The following is a 19,870-nucleotide window of genomic DNA, read 5'->3' as shown; positions in this document are numbered from 1 at the left end:
CCTTTGTAACGTCGATGAATTTTCGTTCCTAAGTTTCGGAAAAATGAACGTAGGAAATACCATTCAAGGCATACATCGCGAGCAATTAACAGACGTTCGATCGACAACAAGAAACGCCATAGGAAAAGTCTCAAAACATGAGGAATTTCCGTGTGCTCGAATAGTTTTTATGACTTTCCCCGCGCTTCGTGAAAGCGCCGTCAAATGAGAATCTTGTAGGACAGGCGGCGAACACGCCATGCCGGATTCGATGAGGCGATACTCGGTCGCATCAAAACCTCATTCGAACGATCATGACACATCTAGCCCCTCTCGTTGAGCGCGTCAAGAAACGTTCTCTCCCCACCCGTCCGGCCACGGCGAAGAACTGTCATGACGCCATCTTCATCGACCTGGTGAAAAACCACTCCACGCGGCTGCACCGCTTCATCATCAGGCAGATCGGCAATTGTCCGGACGCGGAAGATCTCGCGCAGCAAGCCTTCCTCGAAGCCGCGCGCTCCTACGATACCTTTCGGGGCGAATCGCAGTTGTCGACCTGGCTATACGGCATCGCGTTGAACCTGGTACGCAACTATCTTTCCCGCGCGCCGGAGTGCCGGTACTACTTCGTCAACGAAGACGTGCTCATCGACCGTGCTTCGCACGACCCCGCGCCCGACTTCGTCGCGGAGCAGAACCAGACCATGACGCTGCTCCAGAACACGCTGGACGAGCTGCCGTCCCACATGCGGGAAATCCTCTTGATGATGGGCCTCAACGGATACACCTATGAAGAAGCGGCGGATCGCGTCGGCGTTCCCGTCGGCACCATCCGCAGCCGCCTTTCGCGGGCGCGCGCCGAATTGCGGCGCCGCCTCGGCGACAAGGGCTTTCATTTCGATGATTGATTTTCTGGCTGATTTCGACGACCGGGGGCGCGCACGCGGCACGCCCCCGTCCGCGCCCCGACCGTCCCGAGGATCCAGCCGCATCACTGCCGCAAGCGGGTGGCGACGCCGCGATCCACCAATATCAGGCCCAGCGAATCGCCCAGCGCCGACCCTGTCGCCCAGGTAGCGTTCAGCGCATCAGCCCGAGCAACCAGGTCCTCGTCCCGCACAACCGGCCGCCCATTGATGGCAACGATGCGCGGCCGGATCATGAACAGGCGCTCGACCCGCGCCCTGCGCTTCGCCCGGTTGGAGAACAGCGCGCCCAGGACCGGAATGTCCCCCAGGAGAGGCACCTTGGCGACCTCGTCCTGCAACTGATTGCTGTTGTAGCCCCCGATCACCAAGGTCTGGCCGTCGCCGACCACGGCCAGCGTGCTGATCGAATTCGCCTTGGTGATCGGATACTTGTCCGCCACCTTGCGCTCGATCACGTTGCCGTCCTCGATATCGATGGTGAGTTCGACCTGGCGGCCAACGGGCGACTCGATGTAACGTGGCAGCACCCGCAGGGAAGTCCCCACCGATACCGGCGTGACGTTGGTGACCCGCTCCCCCGTCTGATCGATGTAGAAAGTCTGCCGCAGGTCGAGGACCGCGCTGGTATTGTCGGTCGTGACGACCGATGGGCGCGCCAGGATATCCGCCTGGCTTTGCGTCTCGAGCAAGTTCAGGCGCGCATTCAGGACGGCCGACGAGTAGCCGAGTCCCAACGCGCCAGGCGTCAACGCATCGGCCAGCGCCCCCTTCAGGGCTCCTCCCGCCACGCCGCTGTCGAACTTGTAGTTGAATCCTCCGGCCCGTCCTTGCCAACTGACGCCCAGTTCGTCGACGGCCCGGGCGTCGACGTCGACGATGGTCGCCTCGATCTCGATCAGCGTGCTGGGCACGTCCAGTTGCGCGATCAGCGCGCGATAAACAGGCATGCGGTCGGGCGTATCCTGGATGATCAGCGCATTCAGGCGCGGATCCGCCTGGATGGAGCGGGCCGGCCGCGCTCTCGCACTGCCCGCGCCGCCCGCACCAGCGCCCGCCTGGCCCGCGCCCTCCGCCACCTTCACGGAATTGGGCGGCGCGCCGTTATATGCGACCGCGCCATTGCCGCCCTCCACGACGCCAGCGGTAGCGTCGTTGAACAGCCGTGGCGCGGGACGCAAGGGCTGCGCGATGACGCGCAAGACCGTATCCGCGCCGGCGTCGGACGTCCCCTCGATCAGATTGCGCAATACCGTCGCCACGCCGGGCGACGTGGTGGTCTGGTCGCGGTAGGTAATCGTGCGGTCGCTGACCGAGGCATACTTCAGGCGAAACACCTCGATCTCCTGGCGCGCGGCGGCAGTCGGCAGGGCCCGCGAGGTACTCGCAACCAAGTCGACATAAGCCTTGGGCCCGGAAACCAGCGCCATGTCCTGCCCGGGCAATTCGCCCCAGCCGAAACGGGGATCGAGCACGCCCAGTTGCAGCAAGGCCTGGCGCATGCCGCCGATACCGCTGGGCCCCGCGCTGATCGCGCGCGTCTCCACTTCCGATGCGTCGCTGACATAAAGCGTGCCCGCATAGACGAACCAGTTGAAACCGTAGACGCCGCCCAGCCGGTCGAGAAAATCGGTGGGGGTATTCGTGTTGAACTTTCCGCTGACGACGCCGCCCACCCCTCTGCCCAGGCGCAATGAAAGGCTGAAGCCCGAGGCGAAGTGTTGCAGCACCTCCGGCAAGCTCTGCTGGTCCGCGAAGTAGGTATAGGGAACCTGGGGCCAACGGGGGCCGGCGCTTGCCTGACCCGCCACGGCCGCCAAGGCGGCGGCCAGGAGCAGCCGGGCGCAGCACATCGCCGGCCGGCGCCATAGCGGCCGATCCGAAGCCTGCCGGCATTGCGCGACGGCATATTGCGCCGTGGCCAAAAGGATTTTTCCTTGCACTGGTTTGCTCATGATGCTTTCTTGGTTTATCTGTCTTCGGACTGATCGTCACCGGCGGTGGCGTCATCGTCCTTGCCGTCCAGGCTGCGCGCCCAGCGCAATACCGCCGCGACGGGTTCGATGAATTCGGTCGGGATGTATGCCTCCGCCGGCGCGTCGGCGAACAATCTGCGGGCCAGCGGAACGTCGCGCATGACGGGCACGCCCTCCTCCCGGGCGGCCGCGATCATCTCCAGCGCCTCGTCATCGCATCCCTTGGCCAGCAGCACCGGCAAGGGCGTGCGCCCCGCCTCGTAATACAAGGCGATGGCGATGTGCGTGGGATTCGCCACCACAGCGGTGGCCTTCTTCGCCAACTGCGTGGATTCCTTGGCGTTCTCCTGGCGTAGCTGCTTGCGCTTCTGCTTGATCTCCGGCGAGCCCTCCTGCTCCTTCTGCTCGCGCTTGACCTCCTGCCGCGTCATGCGCAGGCGCCTGGTCCGCTGCCTGCGCTGCCAGGCGAAATCGAAGCCCGCGAGCACCGCGCACAACAGCGCGACATACAGCAGGAGCTGCTTCATCAACCCGGAGATCAGCGTGAAGAATGGCGCAATGCCCGCATAGCCGGCGTAGGCCAGCGGCCGCACGGCATCGTGAATCAGGAGGTAGAGGAAGTATGAGAAGCCCAGTATCTTGACCACGGCTTTCACCGTCTCCACCAGGTTACGCGCCGAGACGATATTCTTCGCGTTCTCCACCACGTTCAGCTTCTTGCCCGACGGCTTGATCTTCTCGAACGCGGCCAGAAAGCCCACCTGGAGGATGTCCGCCATGAAGCCGAATCCCAGCAGGATCCCGATGAAGGGCAGCATGATGTACAGCATCAACTTGAGCGAACGCCAGCCCGCCACGCTCAACGCCTGCGGGAAAGGCAGGCCGTATACATCGGCGGGAATCCGGATCAACTGCTCCAGCAGCGGCAGCAACGTGCCGCCGGCGAACAAGGCATAGCCGAGCAGCGACAGCAGCAACAGGCCCTGGCTGAAGTCCTTGCTATACGGCACGTCGCCCTTCTTGCGCGCGTCGCGCAATTTCTTCTGCGACGGCGGCTCGGTCCTGGCCTGGCTCACAGGGCCTCCCAATAAGGCCGCACGAGCGGCAGGACTTCACCCACGCGGCTGGACAGGCCGGCGGCGTATCCCGCCAGCACGTCCAGGTAGAGCGCGAGCATCAGCACGCCCAGCGCGCTCTTGATCGGCATGGCCAGGAAGAACACCTGCAATTGCGGCGTAAAGCGGCTGGCCAGGCCCAGGCCGGCCTCGGCCAACAGCATGACGATGACGGCGGGCCCCGAATACAGCACCGTCAAGCGCAGCAAGCTGTCCACCTGGCCCAGCCACAGCGGCACGGCGTCCAGGCGCAGCGCCGGCATCCACCGCCAGGGATCCCACAGCAGATAGCTGTCGTACAGGACGGTCAGGAACAGCGTGAACCCGCCGGTCGTGAAGAACAACACCGCGTAGGCCCGCCCCAGCAAAGTCCCCAGCGGCGTCGTCTCGCTGCCCAGCTCCGGGTTGAAGATGGACGCGATGCCGGCGCCCCGCTGGTTGTCGATGAAGGTGCCGACGGATTCGAAAATCCAGAAAGGAATGGCCAGCAGATAGCCGATGCACAGGCCGACGAAGACCTCCTTGAGCAGGACGGCGATCAGCAGCGCCAGATTGAACGTCTCGGGCGCCCGCGCCATCATCGGCGGCAATGCGAAGGCCCCCAGCACCGCCGTCAGCGTCACGCGCAGGCGTCCCGGCAGCGCATTGCGGCCGAAGGCGGGAATGAAGGCGCACATCGCGACGATGCGGGCCTGGGTCAGCACCAGGCAGACCAGGGCGCGCAACACATATTCGTATCCGGCAAGGGATCCCATCCGGCCGGTCCGCTCAGCGTATCGCCGGGAAGCGCGCCATCAGCATGATGGTGAACTGGTGAATCTCCCCGCCCATCCAGGCGCCGGTCAACAGCAGCGTCGCCAACACGGCGATCAGCTTGACGCCGAAGGACAGCGTCTGCTCCTGGATCTGGGTCAGCGCCTGGAACAGCGAAAACAGCGTGCCCACCACCGACGCCACGGCGATGGGCGGCAGCGACAGCCAGAAGATCAGGTACAAGGCCTGCTTCATGAAATAGACGAATTCGGCGCTGGACATGGGGTGACGGCGACTCCCGGATCAGGTATAGGTGAGCACCATCCCCTGCAACAGGCGCGTCCATCCGTCGACCATGACGAACAGGAACAGCTTGAGCGGCAAGGAGATGGTCATCGGCGACACCATCATCATTCCCATGGCCAGCAGCACGTTGGAGACGATGAGGTCGATGATGACGAAGGGAAGAAACAGCAGGAACCCGATCTGGAAGGCCGACGTCAGTTCCGACACCAGGAAGGCGGGCGCCAGGATGAGCAGGTCGTCCTGTTTGGCGTCCCGGGCCGCCTCCTCCCCCCACAAGCGATGGGCAGTCCGCAGGAAGAACTCGCGGTTCTCGGCCTTGCTGATGCGCAACATGAACGCGCGCAGGGGCTGGACGCCGTCGCTCAGCGCCTTGCCGATCTCGGGCAGGCGGTCGGTCACGGGACCGGGCTGTTCCAGCGCCACGGCCACCGGCTCCAGTTTCTCGAACGATTGCGTGAATACGGGCGCCATGATGTAGACGGAAAGAATCATGGCGAGTCCGTACAGCGCGGTGTTGGGGGGCGCCTGTTGCAGGCCCAGCGCATTGCGCAACAGCACCATCACCACGGACAGCTTCACGAAGGAGGTGGTCAGCACCACGATCATGGGAATGAGCGACAGCCCGACCGCGACGACGAGCAGCGCGATGGGATCGATGCCGGTCATGCCTGCCTGCGCCGCAGGCTGACGATGCGCACGCCCAGCCGGCCGTCGATATCCACCAGTTCGCCGTGGCCGATGCAGCGGCCGTTGGCGCGCAGGGAGACCGGCGCCGTGGCGACCTCGCAGTCCAGGACCAGCGTCTGGCCCGGGCGCAGGCGGCGCACTTCTCCCAGCGGCATGCCGCGCGCGCCCAGGTCGAAGCCCAGGCGCACGGGGATGGCGTCCAGGGGATCGGGGGCGTCGGGTGCGTCGAGGTCGTCCGATGCCTGCGCAGGCCGGACAGGATGAACTACCTGGGGTGCCTGGAATGTCGGGGGCGCCTGACTTGACTGTGGTGCCTGACGTGCCGAGGGAGCGAGGAATGGGTCGGATTCGCGGAGATCGCCGAATTCGACGCGGTCACCGGCCTCTCCGGCGTCCATGCGATCGAAATCGAGAGGATCGAGATCCTCGGGATGGTTTTCCTTTTCTTCAGGAGACATGATCGAAATCCAATCCGTGGCTATCAAATAAGGCGTGGGAACATAGGGCGTGGAGATATGGGGCGTATAGGTATGGGGCGTGTAGGCATCGGATGCTGAGGCATGGGATGCTGAGACATGGTGCGCGGAGAAATGAGACGCGGAGAGGCCCGGCCGCTCGCCGGACTCGTTAGGGATGGCCGCCGCGAGCACCAGCGCCCGCCCGTCGGGAGCGAGCAGGCAGGCCCCTCCCTGGCTGCCGCCCCATGCCTGGTCCAGCAACACGACGTCGCCGGAAGCCAGCCCGCGCACGTCGCGCTGCGTCAGGTCGGTGTATCCCACCATGGCGCGCATGGGGATGGGCACGTCCTCCAGCCACACGTCCTCGCCCATGACGGGCCGACGCGACAGGCAGCACGCAAGCAGCGACAAGCCGCCGTCGTCAGCCTCCAGGGGCAGCGTCCACGTCTCCCCCGTCTCCGGCGCCGCCACGCGCAACCTACCCTGCCAGGCCAGATCGGCGGAGGCCGGCGTCTGGACAGGCTCCCGGCAAAACCGGCAGTCCGCGGGCAAACCCAGCGCCATCAAGCGCGGCCCGAGGAAATCGAACAGGCATTCGACCGCCGCGTCCAACACCCACCCATGCAGATCGACGCGGCCCACGCCGGGAAAGACGGCTGCGAGCCACGCCGCGAGCGCCGCATGTGGGACAGTCAAGCGCAGGCTGGCGCCGTCCGTGCGCAGCCACAACGCCAAGCTGTCGCATGCTTCAGTGCTCTGCACCAAACCATCGCACACCTCTTCGCGCTGCTCCAAGCCGTCACACGCGTCAGCGTCCTGCGCCGGGACAGGAGCCCCCGCCGCGTCCCGCGCTCGCGGCGGGTCCATGGCCACGCGCCAGCATCCGCCCCGTCCATCCGCGTCCAGCCAGTCCAACTGGACGCCGTGGCACGCCAATGCGTTGAGCGCGTGGACGCAGTCCCCGGCGATGCGGGGCAGCACACAGGGCCTGACGACAGGTGCAACGCCGCTCATGCCGGCAGCGGCCGGGCAGCCGCTCCCCCCGTCTCGAACCAGGGCTTGGGACCGTCCGCGTCCGAGCGGTGCCGCGTCTCCGACCGGGGCGGCGCAGTATTCACCAGGACGCTGCAATCGCATTTCCGGCGCAGCGCCAGATCCGCGGCCAGGCGAGGGATCTCCCTGCCCAGCAGGTCTATCGCCGTCGCGTCGCCGCTTTCGAAGGTGACCCGAAGGCGCCCGGCAAGCTGCTCGATCGTGACCGACGTCCTCGGCAGCCTGGCGTGCCGCAACGCCATACTGACCGCGCGCCTGCCGTCCCTGTGGATAACGGCCAGCATGCCGATGATGTCGGCGCCCAGCATGGCGGCGAGCGGCGGCCCGGGACGCGCGACATGCGCTGTATGTACATCGGAATGCGTATCGCGCGGCGACGATGACGCGATGCCCATGCCGCCTGTATCACCCGCATCGTCGGCGCCACCGACATCCTCGAAATCCCCAACCCCCCCGGTAGCACCGACATCGCCGCCCCTCCCGGAATCACCCGCATCCCAGGCATCGCCCGCACAACCCGTGTCGCCCAGGCCTGGATTGCCGGTCGAACCTTCATCCATCGCCGGGAGGACGCCGTCCCGCTCCAGGTAGTGCGAGGCAAAAACGCCCGCGGCGTAATCGAAATCGTCTCGGCGCCCGGAACGCAGATCGGCTTGCGCCAGCACCCTCTGCATCGAAGGGTCGTGCGTCTGCCTCAGCCGCTCATCGCCTGCTGCTTCCCTGGGCTTCCGGCGTCCGGCGACCGGTTTCTCCGACGCACTGGCAGCAATGCCGCGAGCACGATCGTTTCCGGCAATCTTCGGTATCGCAGGCGCTGGCCGAGGGCCTTGCCCCGCGGACACGCCCGACTGCGTGCCCCACACGCCCGATTGCGCGTCCGTCATCGCCGAATTCCCTGTCGTAATCATGCAACCGGCCTCCGCGATGCAGCGACTTCTTCCATTTCCATATCTTCCTTGCGCTCGCTCAGCAGGCGCGCTTCGCGCTCATGCGCGGCATGTACTTCACTGGCCTTGTCGGCCTGTTTCCGGCTGCGTCGATGCACCGCCTGCGCCGTCTCCAGCCGCGCCTGGCTCTGCGTGCGCTGCGCCTCGGCCTCGGCCACGCCGTCGCGCAGCGTCTCGGCCCCCTGCCGCAATGCCTCGAGCCTGCCGTGCATCCCTTGCACGGTCGATAGCGGCCAGAGGGCGCCCCGCATGCCATCGAACAAGGCATCCTCCTGGCGCCGGGTCTCCATCAATCCTTGCTCAAGCGCCCGCTCCGCCCTCGTCACAGCCGCATCGGCTTGCGCGCGCGCGTCCCGGGCGCGGCGCAGCGATTGCGCGTCGCGCGTTTCCCGCATTTCCCGCAGCGCCAGCAAGCATTTCAACAAGGCCATGGCTCGTCCTCTTCCTCACCGCGCGGACATCCGGCCGAACGCCAGTTGTTCCAATTGCGCGACCGTATCCCCATATGCGTAGGACTCCGCTGCCCGCTGGCGCAGGAACGCATGGATCGCGGGCATCTTCGCGATGGCCTCGTCGGTGTCCGGATCGGCGCCAGGCGTGTATTCGCCCATGCGCAGCAGCAGCTCGACGTCCTGGTAGCGCGCCATCAGCTCGTGCACCCGGCCGGCGGCCCTCCTGTGCCCTTCTCCCACCACGCGCCCCATCACCCGGCTCGTCGAGGCAAGCACATCGACCGCCGGATAGTGGTTGGCGGCACCGAGCTTGCGCGACAGCACGATGTGCCCGTCCAGGATGGACCGCACCTCGTCGGCGACCGGCTCGCTCATGTCGTCCCCCTCGACCAATACGGTGTAGAACGCCGTGATGGATCCCCTGCCGTTATTCCCGGCCCGCTCCAGCAGGCGCGGCAGGCTGGCGAACACCGACGGCGGAAAACCGCGGCGCGTGGGCGGCTCGCCCGCCGCCAGGCCGATTTCCCGCTGGGCGCGCGCAAAGCGGGTCACCGAATCCATCAGGAACAGCACGCGCTTGCCCTGGTCGCGGAAATACTCGGCGATGGCCGTCGCCACGAAGGCGGCCTTGCTTCGCTCCATGGGCGGCTTGTCTCCCGTCGCGCACACGACGACGCTGCTCTCGAGCATTTCCGGCCCCAATTCGTCCTGCAGGAACTCGCCGACCTCGCGTCCCCGCTCACCGATCAGCGCGATGACGTTGACGTCCACCCGCGCGCCCTTGACGAGCATGCGCATCAAGGTGGACTTTCCGCCCCCCGCGGCGGCGAAGATGCCCAGCCGCTGTCCTTCCCCGCAGGTCAACAGGCCGTCCAGCACGCGCACCCCCAGCGGCAACGGCCGACGGATCACATCGCGCGACAACGGATGCGGCGCGTCCGCCTGCACCGGATACACGCCCGTCGTGACCAGCGGACCGCGCGTCGCTTCGTCCAGCGGCCGGCCCAGGCCGTCCAGCACGCGGCCCATCAGCGCCAGGCCCACGGGCACCGTCATGGCCTTGCCGGACGGAATCACTTCGGTGGTCGGCGCAATGCCGCACATATCGCCCAACGGGGTCAGCACCGCCACGCCGGCGGCGAATCCCACGACCTCGGCAAGCACGGTCGTGCCGTCCTCCGGATTGCGCAATTCACATAGCTCGCCGACCCGGGCCTGGGCCACCGCGGCCCGGATGATGGTGCCGACCGACTCCGTCACGCGGCCGGTGATGCGCACGGTCCTGGCCTCGCCCAGGGCCACGCGCAGCCGGGGCAGGAGGGTTTCAAGACTGGCCATCGCGCTCTCCGCCGGCTTTTTCCGGCGCGACACTCAGGCGCAGGGCCTGCGCCAATGCGGCCAGTTGTTCGTCCACGCCGGCCTCGATCACGCCGATATCGGTCTCGATCCGGCAGGCGCCTCGCGGCACTCGTGCGCTCGCCTCGATGTCCAGGTCCTCGATGCAAGGGAATTCGGCCAGCAAGTCGTCGCGCCAGGCCTGCACCGCCGCGACGTCCTCGGCATGCAGGCACACCACCGCCTGCTTTTGACGGCGCGCCCGCGCCAGCGCGCCGCGCACGATGCGCACGATGCGCTCGCGCCCATCCAGTTCGCCGATGACTTCGCGCACGCAGTCCATCACCAGCTCTACCATCTCCGTCTCGACGCCGTCCAGATACTCCCGCGCGCGCCGCAAGGTGTCCTCGATCGCCGATACCTGGGCGACGCGCGCTTCCTGCAAGCCTTCCCGATAGCCGCGCGCGCGTTCGGCCGCGTGATCGCGCCGCGCGTGGTCGCGTATGACCCTGGCCTGGGCGCGGGCCTCGCGCAGGATGTTTTCCGCCCGCACCCACCGCGCATGGTCGGCGCCGCGCACGACCTTGCCGTCGGCCGCGATCCGCGCGGCGCCCAGCGCCTGGATCGCCGACTCGCCGATGACGCGAAATCTCATGCCGGAATCTCCCGCGCGGCCAACGCCTTGGCCAAGCCCAGCGCCTCGGACACCGGCAAGCCGTCCGGCGCCGCCGCATCCGCCGGCAGCCGCAAGGCCATCCGCAGGCGCAGCGCGTCGTCCTCGCCATCCAGCGCCAGGCGCAGCGCTCCCCAACCCATCGCGTCGATCCGTTCGACGGCGGCCGCAGGAGTGCCGAATGCCTCTCCCTCCAGGCCGGCATGCGGCGGAGCCGCCTCCAACAGCGTCAGGGCATAGAGGTCCTCGCCCAGGGTCGCCGCCAACTCCCGCACGAACGCGCCCGAGACGCAACGGCGCAGGCGCGGCGCGCACAGCACGGCGCCCATGCGCCGCGCCAGCAGCTCGAGCTCGGACGCGCCGTAGAAGACCAGCCATCCCGCGGCGGCCGCCTCCAGCGAGGCCGGCCGCTCCCACAACCCCAGGCTACGCAGGATGTGCCGCGACCAATGCCGATGCCACGCCTCCGCGTGACCCGGACCGGCCTGAATCGCCGCCAACGCGGGACCCGGCGGGTAAGTGCGCCAATGGCTGGGATGCAAGGTCTTGCTGGGCAGCATGTTGAACTGCCACCAATCCGGATCGAAGGCCTGGCGATATGACGGCGGCGCGTTCATGGGCCTGGCACCTCTGCCTGATTGCCTGGAGCCGACGCAGGCCTCGCGGCGTCCACACCCTTGCCGGACTCGCCGGACTTGCCGAAGGGACCGGACTCGCCGGACTTGCGCATGCGCCGCGCGGCGCGCCACCAGACCATGCCGCCGACGGCGATGGACGCCACGGCCACGAGCATCAATCCCACGACGACGAATTCCATCTTCGCCACCGACCCGGGCGCTACCGTCACGCCCGATACATCCTTCCCTTGGGCCTGCCCCGCCGCATCCTCCCCCGCCGCCGCGGGCACGAGGGCGATGGACACGTTCTCGGCGCTCAGCCCCGGAATCGCATGCGTCACCAGGCTACGGAGCTGGGGAAGCACCGCATCCAGCGGCTGGTCGGCGTGATACTTGATGAACACGCCGGCCTTGGCGGGCGTCGCCACGCGGTCCACGCCCGGGGGCTCGGGCAACACCACGTGCACGCGCGCCACGACCACGCCATCTATCCTGGACAGCGTGTTCGCCAGTTCCTGCGACAAGGCATGAATGTAGAGCGCGCGCTCTTCCACCGGCGACGAAATCATCCCTTCTTTTTGAAAAGTCTGGCCCAAGCCCTCGAAGCGCTCGCGCGGCAGGCCGGCTTGCCGCAACACCTCCAGCGCGCTGCCCACGAACGCGCTCGGAACCGCGATCACGATACCCGCCTTGGTGGGGGTGCGCGACGGCACGATGCGCTTGTTCAACAATGCGGACATCACCTCGTTCGCATCGCCTTCGCTGGTCAGGGTCAGGATGTTGACGTCCGATCCACAGGCCGCCAGCGACGCCAGGCAAACGAATAGCAGCGGCAGCCATCGCGCCCGGCTTGGCGGACCGACGCGCCGCCGGCGGCAATCCGTGCGAAGAAGAAGCATCAGCCACCGGAACATCAGGCATTACTCTTCATGAAGGCATCCGCGTCGCGCACCACCTTGAACACGGATTTGGAGACCGTCTCGAAGTAGATGGAATACATGCCGGTCATGCGCTGCAGGCCGATCATGCGCGCGGCGCTCGTGTAGGACGCGGGATCCATGAAACGCTTTTCCAGATCCGCATGCATGGCCGATATCTTTCCGAACAACGAAGATAGACCGGCCTTGACGCCGCCTGGACCGGCCTCGCCGGCGGCCGCACCCACAGCCATGCCGGATTCGGCCTCCGCCGCGCCGCGCTCGATTGCGGCGGCGGAATTCATCGTATCGATAAAGCGTTGCGTGACGGCGCCCGAATTCCTGGCGGGTTGAACGCCCATTGCCACATGCCGCGCGGCGGCGCGATGGAACAGGGAGGACACCCCGGCCTCGGATGCCTGCTCGACCGTCGCGACGCCCGCCGCCGGCATGGCGCTGCCCGCCGGCGCTGCCGCGTTCATGATGTCGGAGAAGCGTTGAACGGCCGCATCGTCCACGCCGTCGAGCCGCCGCGGCCGCAACGTCGGGGCTGTCAACGCCGCAGCGCCGTCTTGCCCGGCGTCCATCAGCGTGATTCGCGGTATGGAAGCGCTGGAGAATGCCTGGGCGCTCATGATCGGTTTCCGGGTAGAACGGGGAAAAACACGTTATGCATAGCTTCCGATGGACGCGGTCGCGCGCGCCAACGCCTCGGCCGGCAAGCGTCCCAGTTGGACGTCGGTCTCGCGCCATTCGTTGTAGCTCCTGACCACGCGGGTCAGGTTCTCGGCCTCCATGGAATTCCAGCTATTCGCGATCTTGATCTGGTTCTGGAGCCGGTAGCATTCCGTGCCGCTTTTATCCGCCTCGTAGGTGTCCCAGGTCGCCCAGAGGCTGGTCGCCCCTTCCCCCGCGGCGGCCACTCCGTTGACGATGCTCGCCAGGACATCCGCCCCCACGCCGACGCTCTGGAACTTCAGGCTGCCGCCGAGCCTGGCAATCGTCTTGCTCCATATGGCCGTTGCGTCCGCGGCGCCAGCCGCGCTGCAGAACGAAAAGGCGACGACGCCCGCCGTGGCTGCGACCGTCGCGACCATTCCTATCGCTTCCGCGGTGGCCTTGGGCACGCCCACGAGCGCCAAGGCATGGGCCCACAGGCGTCCGGCCGCCGAAGGATCGTTGATCAAGCCCGCGGCCGTTGCCACCATGATGGCCGAACCGATGACGTTGCCCAGCTTTTCCGCCAGCTCATCGTCCACGTCCAAGGTCTTGAGGCCCGCCGTCACCGCCGCGCAAAGCGTGCCGGTCAGCGAGAAATTCTCGTTCCCGGCCAGTTGTATGCTTTTCTCGGCCACGCCCATGGCCGACGCGGTGAACATGGCCAGCAGGAAAGGAGACGCCAGAAGACCGGCGCCCGACACCACCGACGCGGCCAGGGCAATTCCGAAGCCTATCGTCGTGACGATCTGCGCGGCGAGCCCGAAGACCCGTCCGACCAGGTTCGTCTTCCTGGCATGCGCGCGACGTTCGCGTTCCTCCTTGCGCTTCGCGTCCGCCGTGTTCCGCAAGGTCTCATTGGCGTTGATCCTGCCTTTCAGGCTCTTCGCGGCGCCGTCCATCTGCTCGAGGGCGGTCGTCGCCTTCAGCTTGTCGATGGCCGCCAGCAGGACCTGGAGGTCCACCCGTCCCCACCGGGCGTCTTCCGAATGGACATAGTCCTTGGGAAGAACGGGCGCCCCATTGGCGTTGTACAGCGCGTCCTCGTCCCGAAGCTGGGGATAGTGCGCTCCGGCATCGCTCCCCAGCCCGCCCAGCCACCGGTCGAATGCCTCATGGAGGGGCGGCATGCCGGGGGCGGACAGGTACAACGGCGACCGGGCCGGTCCCGCGACTTCAGAGGACATATGCTGCTCCTGGTTGATTTTCGATTAGCGGTTGAAGATGGGCGAATGCCGATGCCGACTGACGATCAGCGCCCGAGCGTGGCCAGAAGCCGTTGGTACTCGGCCGTGTACAGCGCCTTCTTGGCATTGACCATTTCGGTCTGCTGAGAGAGCGCGTTCTGCTTGGCCGAACCGGACAGGCCGCCATAAGCGTCCGCCTGGTTCTTGGCCGCGTCCGCCCCGATCCGGGCCGCTTCGTTCAAGCCCGCCCATGCGCTCCCGGCGTTCGCGAGGCCGCTCAGGCCTGTCGCCAGGGTCGAACTGTTGCGTGCGCTTTCCAGGCGGCGCGTGCGCTCGCTGTTGGCGCTTTGCCCATCCAGATTCGCTGTTTCCCGCAGGTATGCCGCCTCGGTTTTCTTCTGCCGCGCTTCGTTGGCCTGTCTCATATAGCGTTCGGCATCGGCCTGATGGTTGGCCTGGTCCCGCGCCGCGGCGGTCTTGTCGCCGGCGTCGAGTTCGACCAGCCGAGCCTCGCCGGCGTTCGGCACGGTCTCTCCGCCCGCGTCGGCCGGCGCCTTCGACCGGGCTTGCGATTGCCGCGCATGTTCCATGAACGCTTCCTCCTTCAGCGCCCAATCCCTTTCGCTTTTCATCTGCGCCATCTTGTTGTTATTGGCCTCTATCTCCTTCAGTCCGGCCGGCGAGGCCTTGAACGCCGAGTAGGTGGCGTAGGCGCCCCCGGCGACCGCCGCGACACCCGCGATGCCGCCGAAAATCGCCCGTTTCAAGGCGGCGCTTCTGGCCTCGTCCGCCCCGCGCTGCGCGGCCGCGGCGCCGTCCATGATCCGGCGCCGCTGGTCGTCGTTGCTGCTCACCGCCGCCAGGCTGCAAATGTCCGCCGCCTGATGCAGGGATGCATCCGCCTCGGTGTAATTCGCATATCTCGGCTTGTCTTTCGCGAGTCCCGCATAGGCAACGTCGACCACCGGACCTTCCTCCGGGCCTGTCGCCATGGAATGCGCATATTCCCAGGATGCGTCGCGCAGGCCGGCCGCGAAGTCGGGTTGTTGGCTTCCCAGTTGTTGGCTTTCCATAAGTTCCTCCAATAATTCAGATTCAAAAACAGATTCAGAAAACGGATTCAACGCCGGCTGCCCGGCACTCCAGGCTGGCGCAGTACTCCCGCACCGCGCCATGTTCCTCGCTCACGCATAGCGACCGCGCGATATCGATTGCTTCCCTGGCGAGCGTCATCCTGCCCAGCTTGAGCAGGCATTCCGCGAAACGCGCGGCAGGCAGCGGATCGTCGGTCGCCATCATCCAGGGCGTATAGAAGTTGAGCGCCAGTTCATACTTGCCCTGTGCTTGCGCCGCCGCCGCGGCAGCCCTCAGGCCCTGCGTGTTGCCGGGGTCGTCCAGGACCAGCCGCACGAACAGCCGGTAGGCCTCGTCGTAGCGCGCCGACTCATAAAGCGCATAGCCACGCTCGTAGAGCGCCTTGCGCATGGCCGGCGTCATCCGCGGTCCCATTCCTTCTTCGAGCTGTCCGATGGCTTGCCGCAGGCGCGCGACCGCGTCGGCCATGGCGGCCTCGTTCGTCGCGGCCGTCATCGTCCCAGACTCGTTGCGATGCCGGAGAGCGTTTGGTTCTCCTTGGAAAGAATGCTAGTCATGCCGGTGAGATAAGCCTGCGCCGCCTGGCCTTCACGCGCCAGATCGTTCGTCTCGATGCTGTTCATGTTGTTGTAGCTGGTCAGCTTCGAATCCATGCTGGTGATCAGGTCATCCAATTGCTGCTTCTGCGTACCGCCGGCAACGGCGCCCCCATAGGGACCGAGATCCCAGCCCAGCGCCTGCAGCTCCCGGGTGGCGGCTTTCGCCTTTTCCTCGGAATAACCGGTCGCGTCCTTGAGCTTGTCGTCCACTTTCGCGCCCGGCTTGAAGCCGTTCGCGAGGTCGCGAATACGTTGCTGGGCGCTGCGTATCCGCTCCTGCTCCAGGTTTTTCTCCCTGACCGCGTAGCCCCTTCGACGCACGTTCTCGGCCGCGGCGCCGTACATCACTTTCATGATGGCGTAGACGACCTCGAAAACATCGCCCGACGCCAGCGCGGCCCTGAGCTCGGGATCGGCGGAGTCGGCATACCGCCCCTCGCCGGGCTGGGCGCGCGACGGGCGCGTGGCGAACCTGGGCGCCGGACCGTCTTCGGCATTGGCCGCATGCTCGCCAAGATGGATGTCGTGCAACGCGTCATCGCGATCGTCCCATTCGCGCTCCAGCCCATTGAAGCCGGCCAGCCGGCCTTCGCCGGCCGCCAGCGCGGGCGCAAGCGCGGCCCCTAGCGGGGCGCCGCCGTTGAAGCTTGAATTTCCGATGCCTGGCATCTCGCCACCTACCGTTCAGATTGACACTAAGACCTGGGCGACCTACTCACGAATCGCCCCCGGGACAAAACTCGAACGGTATGTTGCCAGCGGCCCCTGCCGGTTCCGAATGAGAAAAAACTTAGTCCCGCCAAGCGCGCTTCAAGGCGCCATGGAACCAACAAAGAACCCTTCGTTACTACGGTCGACGCCCGCATTTGGCCGCATGGCCGCGCCGTCGCGTCCCGTACCAGGAGGATGCCGCCGGAGATGCCGATGCTGGGGGGTTCACGCCCTCCCATGGCCAGCGGGATTTTTCCGAATCTGCTTCCGGCGCCGCGGCCTCTGGCCTTGGCCTCCCCGGCGCGACACGCACGAGGTCGTAGGTCGCCTCGGTGCCGGCGCTGCGGGAGAACACCCTCGGGCGCCATGGCGGAAGCGAGGCGCAAGGCGTCGATTTAAGACTTGAATATGAACAACCGAATTCCTACGTCAACCTCCGATCCTTCCTACATAGGCGCGATCGCCGAACCTGCCGCGCTCGACGCCCAGGCCGTCTCGCAAGGCCCGCGCATCGTCGACGCGCGCCCGGCGACCGGACGCACTCGGGCGCCGCACAGGGGCGAACGCGAGGCGGCGAGCGTGCGGCCCAGCCTCGACCTCGACATGCACCTGCAATTGATTTCGCCGGCCGCCTATCGGGACGCGACGCGCGGCGGCGCCTCCTTCCGCGACGCCACGCGCGCATTGAAGTCCGTTCTGGCGGACCACAAGACGGCGCTCCACCAGCGCGCGGGCACGGCGCAGCCCGCCGACGCCGCCCGGACGGTGCAAGCGGCAAAGGCGCTCGAAGCCGCCGAGGCGCTGGTCGGCGAAATCTGCAACCACGGCGACACGCTCGCCATCTACATCGATTTCGCGCCGAAGATGGGCTGACACGCCGTGCTCCAGGATTCCAGACTGCCCACCGCCTGCAATGTGTTGCGCGTGCTGGCCTATGCCCAGTTGCAGAACAACCAGCCCGGCAACGCGCGCACATTGTTGACGGCCCTCGCCCACCTCGGTCATCTGGACGTCCGGTCGCGGGCAATGAAGGCGCTGGCCGAACTGCGCAGCGGCGCCCCGGCCGACGCGTTGGCGACGCTGCAGGAAGGCGCCGACAAGGCGGAAGACATGGCCTTGTTCCACCTCGTCCGCGCCCAGGCCTATATGAAACAGGGCCGGGCGACGCTGGCGCGGGCGGCGATGCAGCGGTATGTGTCTCTGCGGGGACAGCCGCCCGATCCGGCGCCGGGGAGCTGAACCATGCAACGGATATCCCGTCTGGTCACCGCGGCCACCAGCCGCAACGACGTCGTCCTGGCGGCCTTCGTGATCGCGATCATCTTCATGATGATCCTGCCGCTCCCGACCCTTCTGGTGGACGCGCTCATCGGCGCCAACATCACGCTGACCTGCGTCTTGCTGATGGTCGCCATCTACCTGCCCTCTCCGCTGGCGTTCTCGTCGTTCCCTTCGGTGCTGCTGGTGGGCACGCTGTTCCGCCTCGGCATTTCCATCGCCACGACGCGCCTGATCCTGCTCGACGGCGATGCGGGACACATCATCGAAACCTTCGGCAACTTCGTCGTCGGCGGCAACCTGGTGGTCGGCCTGGTCGTTTTCCTGATCCTCACCATCGTGCAATTCATCGTGGTCACCAAGGGCGCGGAGCGCGTGGCCGAGGTCGCGGCCCGCTTCTCCCTGGACGCCATGCCGGGCAAGCAGATGTCCATCGACGCCGACGTGCGCGCCGGCACCGTCGACAAGGACGAGGCGCGCCGCCGCCGGCGCCTGGTGGAGAAGGAAAGCCAGCTTTACGGCGCGATGGACGGCGCAATGAAGTTCGTCAAGGGCGACGCCATCGCGGGCCTGGTCATCGTCGCGGTGAACCTGCTGGGGGGGCTCGCGATCGGCGTTCTCCAGCATGGCATGAGCGCCGCGCAGGCCGGCGCCACCTACTCCATCCTGAGCATCGGCGACGGCCTGATCTCCCAGATCCCCGCCCTGCTGACGGCCATATCCGCCGGCATCATCGTGACCCGTGTGCCCGACGAACAACGCTCGAACGTGGGGAAGGACATCGGCAAGCAGGTCATGGCGCATCCTCGCGCGCTGTTGATCAGCGCCGCAGTCGCGCTCTGCATGGGACTGATTCCCGGCATGCCGACCCTGGTATTCCTGATTCTCGCGGCCGTCCTGGGCCTGGTCGGCTTCACGCTCGCGCGCGCGGCCAGGGAAGGCCCGGACGGCGACGACGCCGACGGCGCGGGGCGCACGGGGGCCGGGGACAAGGAAGCGGACGACGACGCGGCGAAACTGACGTCGGCCCGCCCGCTCACCATGGAGATCACCGCCGAGCTGGACGCGGAACTGGATCCGGAGGACCTGAAGCGCGACTATCTCGCGGCGCGCGGCGAGCTATATCGCGAATTGGGCATCCCATTGCCGGAAGTCCATGTGCACGTCGGCGACGCGGCGCGGGGCGTTGGGGAGGAGGATACCGACCTCGCGCACGCCGGCAGGCTGTATCGCATCCATCTCTATGACGTCCCCGCCGACCAGGGCTATTGCCCGCCGGACGCCATCCTGGCGCGCGAAAGCCCGGACAATATGGAAGCGCTCGGCATCCCGCGCCTGGGCGGCGACGCATGGCACGACCCGCGCGAATACTGGGTCGCCGACAGCCACGCGGCGGCGCTGCGCGCGGCGGGCGTGCCCTTCCTCTGGCCGGCGCAGGTGATCGCGGAACGCGCCGCCCAGGCGCTCAGGCGCCACGCGGCCGACTTCCTGGGCATCCAGGAAGCGCGCCTGCTGCTGACCGCGCAGGAAACGCGCTATCCGGAACTGGTCAAGGAGACGCAGCGCGTCATGCCGGTGCAAAGGGTGGCGGAGATCCTGCAGCGCCTGGTGTCCGAGCATATCTGCATACGCGACATGCGGGCCATCCTGGAAGCGCTGATCGAGTGGGCGCAAAAGGAAAAGGACACCGTGCTGCTAACGGAATATGCACGCATGGGCCTCAAACGCTACATCAGCTACAAGTACGCGAACGAGCACGGCTTCCTGCCCGCCTACCTGCTCGCCCCCGCCACCGAACAGGCCGTGCGCGATGCCATCCGTCAAACGTCGGGGGGCAGTTATCTCGCCATGGACCCGGAACAATCCGCGCTGCTTCTGGAACGCATCAAGCAGACTGTCGGCCCGCAGGCAACGACCGCGCAACGTCCCGTGCTGCTGACCACCATGGACATCAGGCGGTACGTGCGCAAACTGATCGAGAACGACCTCTATCAGCTTCCCGTGTTGTCGTACCAGGAGTTGTCCGCGGAACTGAACATACAACCGCTATCCCGCATCGAACTTTGAATCCCAGCATTTGCCATTT

General features: G+C 66.6%; 21 protein-coding genes. 4 read left to right on the top strand and 17 right to left on the bottom strand.

What is annotated here, in order from left to right:
- Positions 1 to 293: 293 nt before the first annotated feature.
- On the top strand, positions 294 to 890 hold the full coding sequence (locus CAL29_RS05405) for an RNA polymerase sigma factor (protein WP_094851914.1): 597 nt from the start codon (positions 294 to 296) through the stop codon (positions 888 to 890).
- Between the two features lie 83 nt (positions 891 to 973).
- Here the strand turns inward: CAL29_RS05405 and sctC are convergent, their stop codons facing one another.
- From sctC to CAL29_RS05330, 17 genes are all read right to left on the bottom strand, one after another.
- Positions 974 to 2,863, bottom strand: a complete 1,890-nt coding sequence (gene sctC / locus CAL29_RS05400; RefSeq protein WP_094851913.1) for a type III secretion system outer membrane ring subunit SctC — start codon at positions 2,861 to 2,863, stop codon at positions 974 to 976.
- A 14-nt stretch (positions 2,864 to 2,877) separates the two neighbouring features.
- Positions 2,878 to 3,960 (bottom strand): type III secretion system export apparatus subunit SctU, encoded by a 1,083-nt coding sequence (gene sctU, locus CAL29_RS05395; RefSeq protein WP_179283917.1) that lies wholly within the window; start codon positions 3,958 to 3,960, stop codon positions 2,878 to 2,880.
- Positions 3,957 to 4,754, bottom strand: a complete 798-nt coding sequence (gene sctT, locus CAL29_RS05390) for a type III secretion system export apparatus subunit SctT (RefSeq protein ID WP_094851911.1) — start codon at positions 4,752 to 4,754, stop codon at positions 3,957 to 3,959. Before sctT ends, sctU begins: the two co-directional genes overlap by 4 nt.
- 13 nt (positions 4,755 to 4,767) lie before the next feature.
- The gene (sctS, locus tag CAL29_RS05385) at positions 4,768 to 5,034 is read right to left on the bottom strand and encodes a type III secretion system export apparatus subunit SctS (protein ID WP_094851910.1); all 267 of its coding nucleotides are present in this window, start codon (positions 5,032 to 5,034) and stop codon (positions 4,768 to 4,770) included.
- A 21-nt stretch (positions 5,035 to 5,055) separates the two neighbouring features.
- Complete coding sequence (sctR, locus tag CAL29_RS05380; protein WP_094851909.1) at positions 5,056 to 5,724, bottom strand: type III secretion system export apparatus subunit SctR; 669 nt, start codon at positions 5,722 to 5,724, stop codon at positions 5,056 to 5,058.
- Positions 5,721 to 6,965 carry a type III secretion system cytoplasmic ring protein SctQ gene (gene sctQ, locus CAL29_RS05375; protein WP_256977296.1) on the bottom strand — a complete coding sequence of 415 codons (1,245 nt, stop codon included), beginning with the start codon at positions 6,963 to 6,965 and terminating at the stop codon, positions 5,721 to 5,723. Before sctQ ends, sctR begins: the two co-directional genes overlap by 4 nt.
- 248 nt (positions 6,966 to 7,213) lie before the next feature.
- Complete coding sequence (locus tag CAL29_RS31540; protein ID WP_179283915.1) at positions 7,214 to 7,930, bottom strand: type III secretion HpaP family protein; 717 nt, start codon at positions 7,928 to 7,930, stop codon at positions 7,214 to 7,216.
- A gap of 230 nt (positions 7,931 to 8,160) precedes the next feature.
- Positions 8,161 to 8,634, bottom strand: coding sequence for a type III secretion system stalk subunit SctO (gene sctO, locus CAL29_RS05370; RefSeq protein ID WP_094851907.1), 474 nt, complete (start codon positions 8,632 to 8,634; stop codon positions 8,161 to 8,163).
- Positions 8,635 to 8,649: 15 nt separating this feature from the next.
- The gene (gene sctN, locus CAL29_RS05365) at positions 8,650 to 9,993 is read right to left on the bottom strand and encodes a type III secretion system ATPase SctN (RefSeq protein WP_094851906.1); all 1,344 of its coding nucleotides are present in this window, start codon (positions 9,991 to 9,993) and stop codon (positions 8,650 to 8,652) included.
- Positions 9,980 to 10,645, bottom strand: a complete 666-nt coding sequence (locus CAL29_RS31230) for an HrpE/YscL family type III secretion apparatus protein (RefSeq protein ID WP_143277612.1) — start codon at positions 10,643 to 10,645, stop codon at positions 9,980 to 9,982. The genes sctN and CAL29_RS31230 overlap by 14 nt, the downstream gene beginning before the upstream one ends.
- Complete coding sequence (locus CAL29_RS31225; protein ID WP_143277611.1) at positions 10,642 to 11,280, bottom strand: SctK family type III secretion system sorting platform protein; 639 nt, start codon at positions 11,278 to 11,280, stop codon at positions 10,642 to 10,644. The genes CAL29_RS31230 and CAL29_RS31225 overlap by 4 nt, the downstream gene beginning before the upstream one ends.
- Positions 11,277 to 12,179: a type III secretion system inner membrane ring lipoprotein SctJ gene (gene sctJ / locus CAL29_RS05355; protein ID WP_179283914.1), complete on the bottom strand. Its 903-nt coding sequence runs from the start codon at positions 12,177 to 12,179 to the stop codon at positions 11,277 to 11,279. Before sctJ ends, CAL29_RS31225 begins: the two co-directional genes overlap by 4 nt.
- A 14-nt stretch (positions 12,180 to 12,193) precedes the next feature.
- Positions 12,194 to 12,832 (bottom strand): hypothetical protein, encoded by a 639-nt coding sequence (locus CAL29_RS05350; RefSeq protein ID WP_094851903.1) that lies wholly within the window; start codon positions 12,830 to 12,832, stop codon positions 12,194 to 12,196.
- A gap of 33 nt (positions 12,833 to 12,865) precedes the next feature.
- Complete coding sequence (locus CAL29_RS05345; RefSeq protein WP_094851902.1) at positions 12,866 to 14,101, bottom strand: hypothetical protein; 1,236 nt, start codon at positions 14,099 to 14,101, stop codon at positions 12,866 to 12,868.
- 65 nt (positions 14,102 to 14,166) lie between these two features.
- A complete protein-coding gene (locus tag CAL29_RS05340) occupies positions 14,167 to 15,225 on the bottom strand; it encodes a hypothetical protein (protein ID WP_143277610.1) in 1,059 nt (352 codons plus the stop codon).
- Positions 15,209 to 15,691: a hypothetical protein gene (locus tag CAL29_RS05335; RefSeq protein ID WP_094851900.1), complete on the bottom strand. Its 483-nt coding sequence runs from the start codon at positions 15,689 to 15,691 to the stop codon at positions 15,209 to 15,211. Before CAL29_RS05335 ends, CAL29_RS05340 begins: the two co-directional genes overlap by 17 nt.
- On the bottom strand, positions 15,688 to 16,464 hold the full coding sequence (locus tag CAL29_RS05330) for a hypothetical protein (protein WP_094851899.1): 777 nt from the start codon (positions 16,462 to 16,464) through the stop codon (positions 15,688 to 15,690). Before CAL29_RS05330 ends, CAL29_RS05335 begins: the two co-directional genes overlap by 4 nt.
- A 450-nt stretch (positions 16,465 to 16,914) precedes the next feature.
- Between CAL29_RS05330 and CAL29_RS05325 the strand changes: the two genes are divergently transcribed.
- From CAL29_RS05325 to sctV, 3 genes are read left to right on the top strand one after another with little or no spacing between them, the layout of a single operon-like run.
- Positions 16,915 to 17,379, top strand: coding sequence for a hypothetical protein (locus CAL29_RS05325; protein ID WP_094851898.1), 465 nt, complete (start codon positions 16,915 to 16,917; stop codon positions 17,377 to 17,379).
- Positions 17,380 to 17,385: 6 nt separating this feature from the next.
- Complete coding sequence (locus CAL29_RS05320) at positions 17,386 to 17,745, top strand: tetratricopeptide repeat protein (RefSeq protein ID WP_143277609.1); 360 nt, start codon at positions 17,386 to 17,388, stop codon at positions 17,743 to 17,745.
- Between the two features lie 3 nt (positions 17,746 to 17,748).
- Positions 17,749 to 19,851 (top strand): type III secretion system export apparatus subunit SctV, encoded by a 2,103-nt coding sequence (sctV, locus tag CAL29_RS05315; RefSeq protein ID WP_094851896.1) that lies wholly within the window; start codon positions 17,749 to 17,751, stop codon positions 19,849 to 19,851.
- Positions 19,852 to 19,870 lie beyond the last annotated feature (19 nt).

Source organism: Bordetella genomosp. 10, from assembly GCF_002261225.1.
Classification (GTDB): Bacteria; Pseudomonadota; Gammaproteobacteria; order Burkholderiales; family Burkholderiaceae_B; genus Bordetella_C.
Note: the sequence above shows the minus strand (reverse complement) of the source record. Positions and strands in the feature narration are given on the sequence as shown.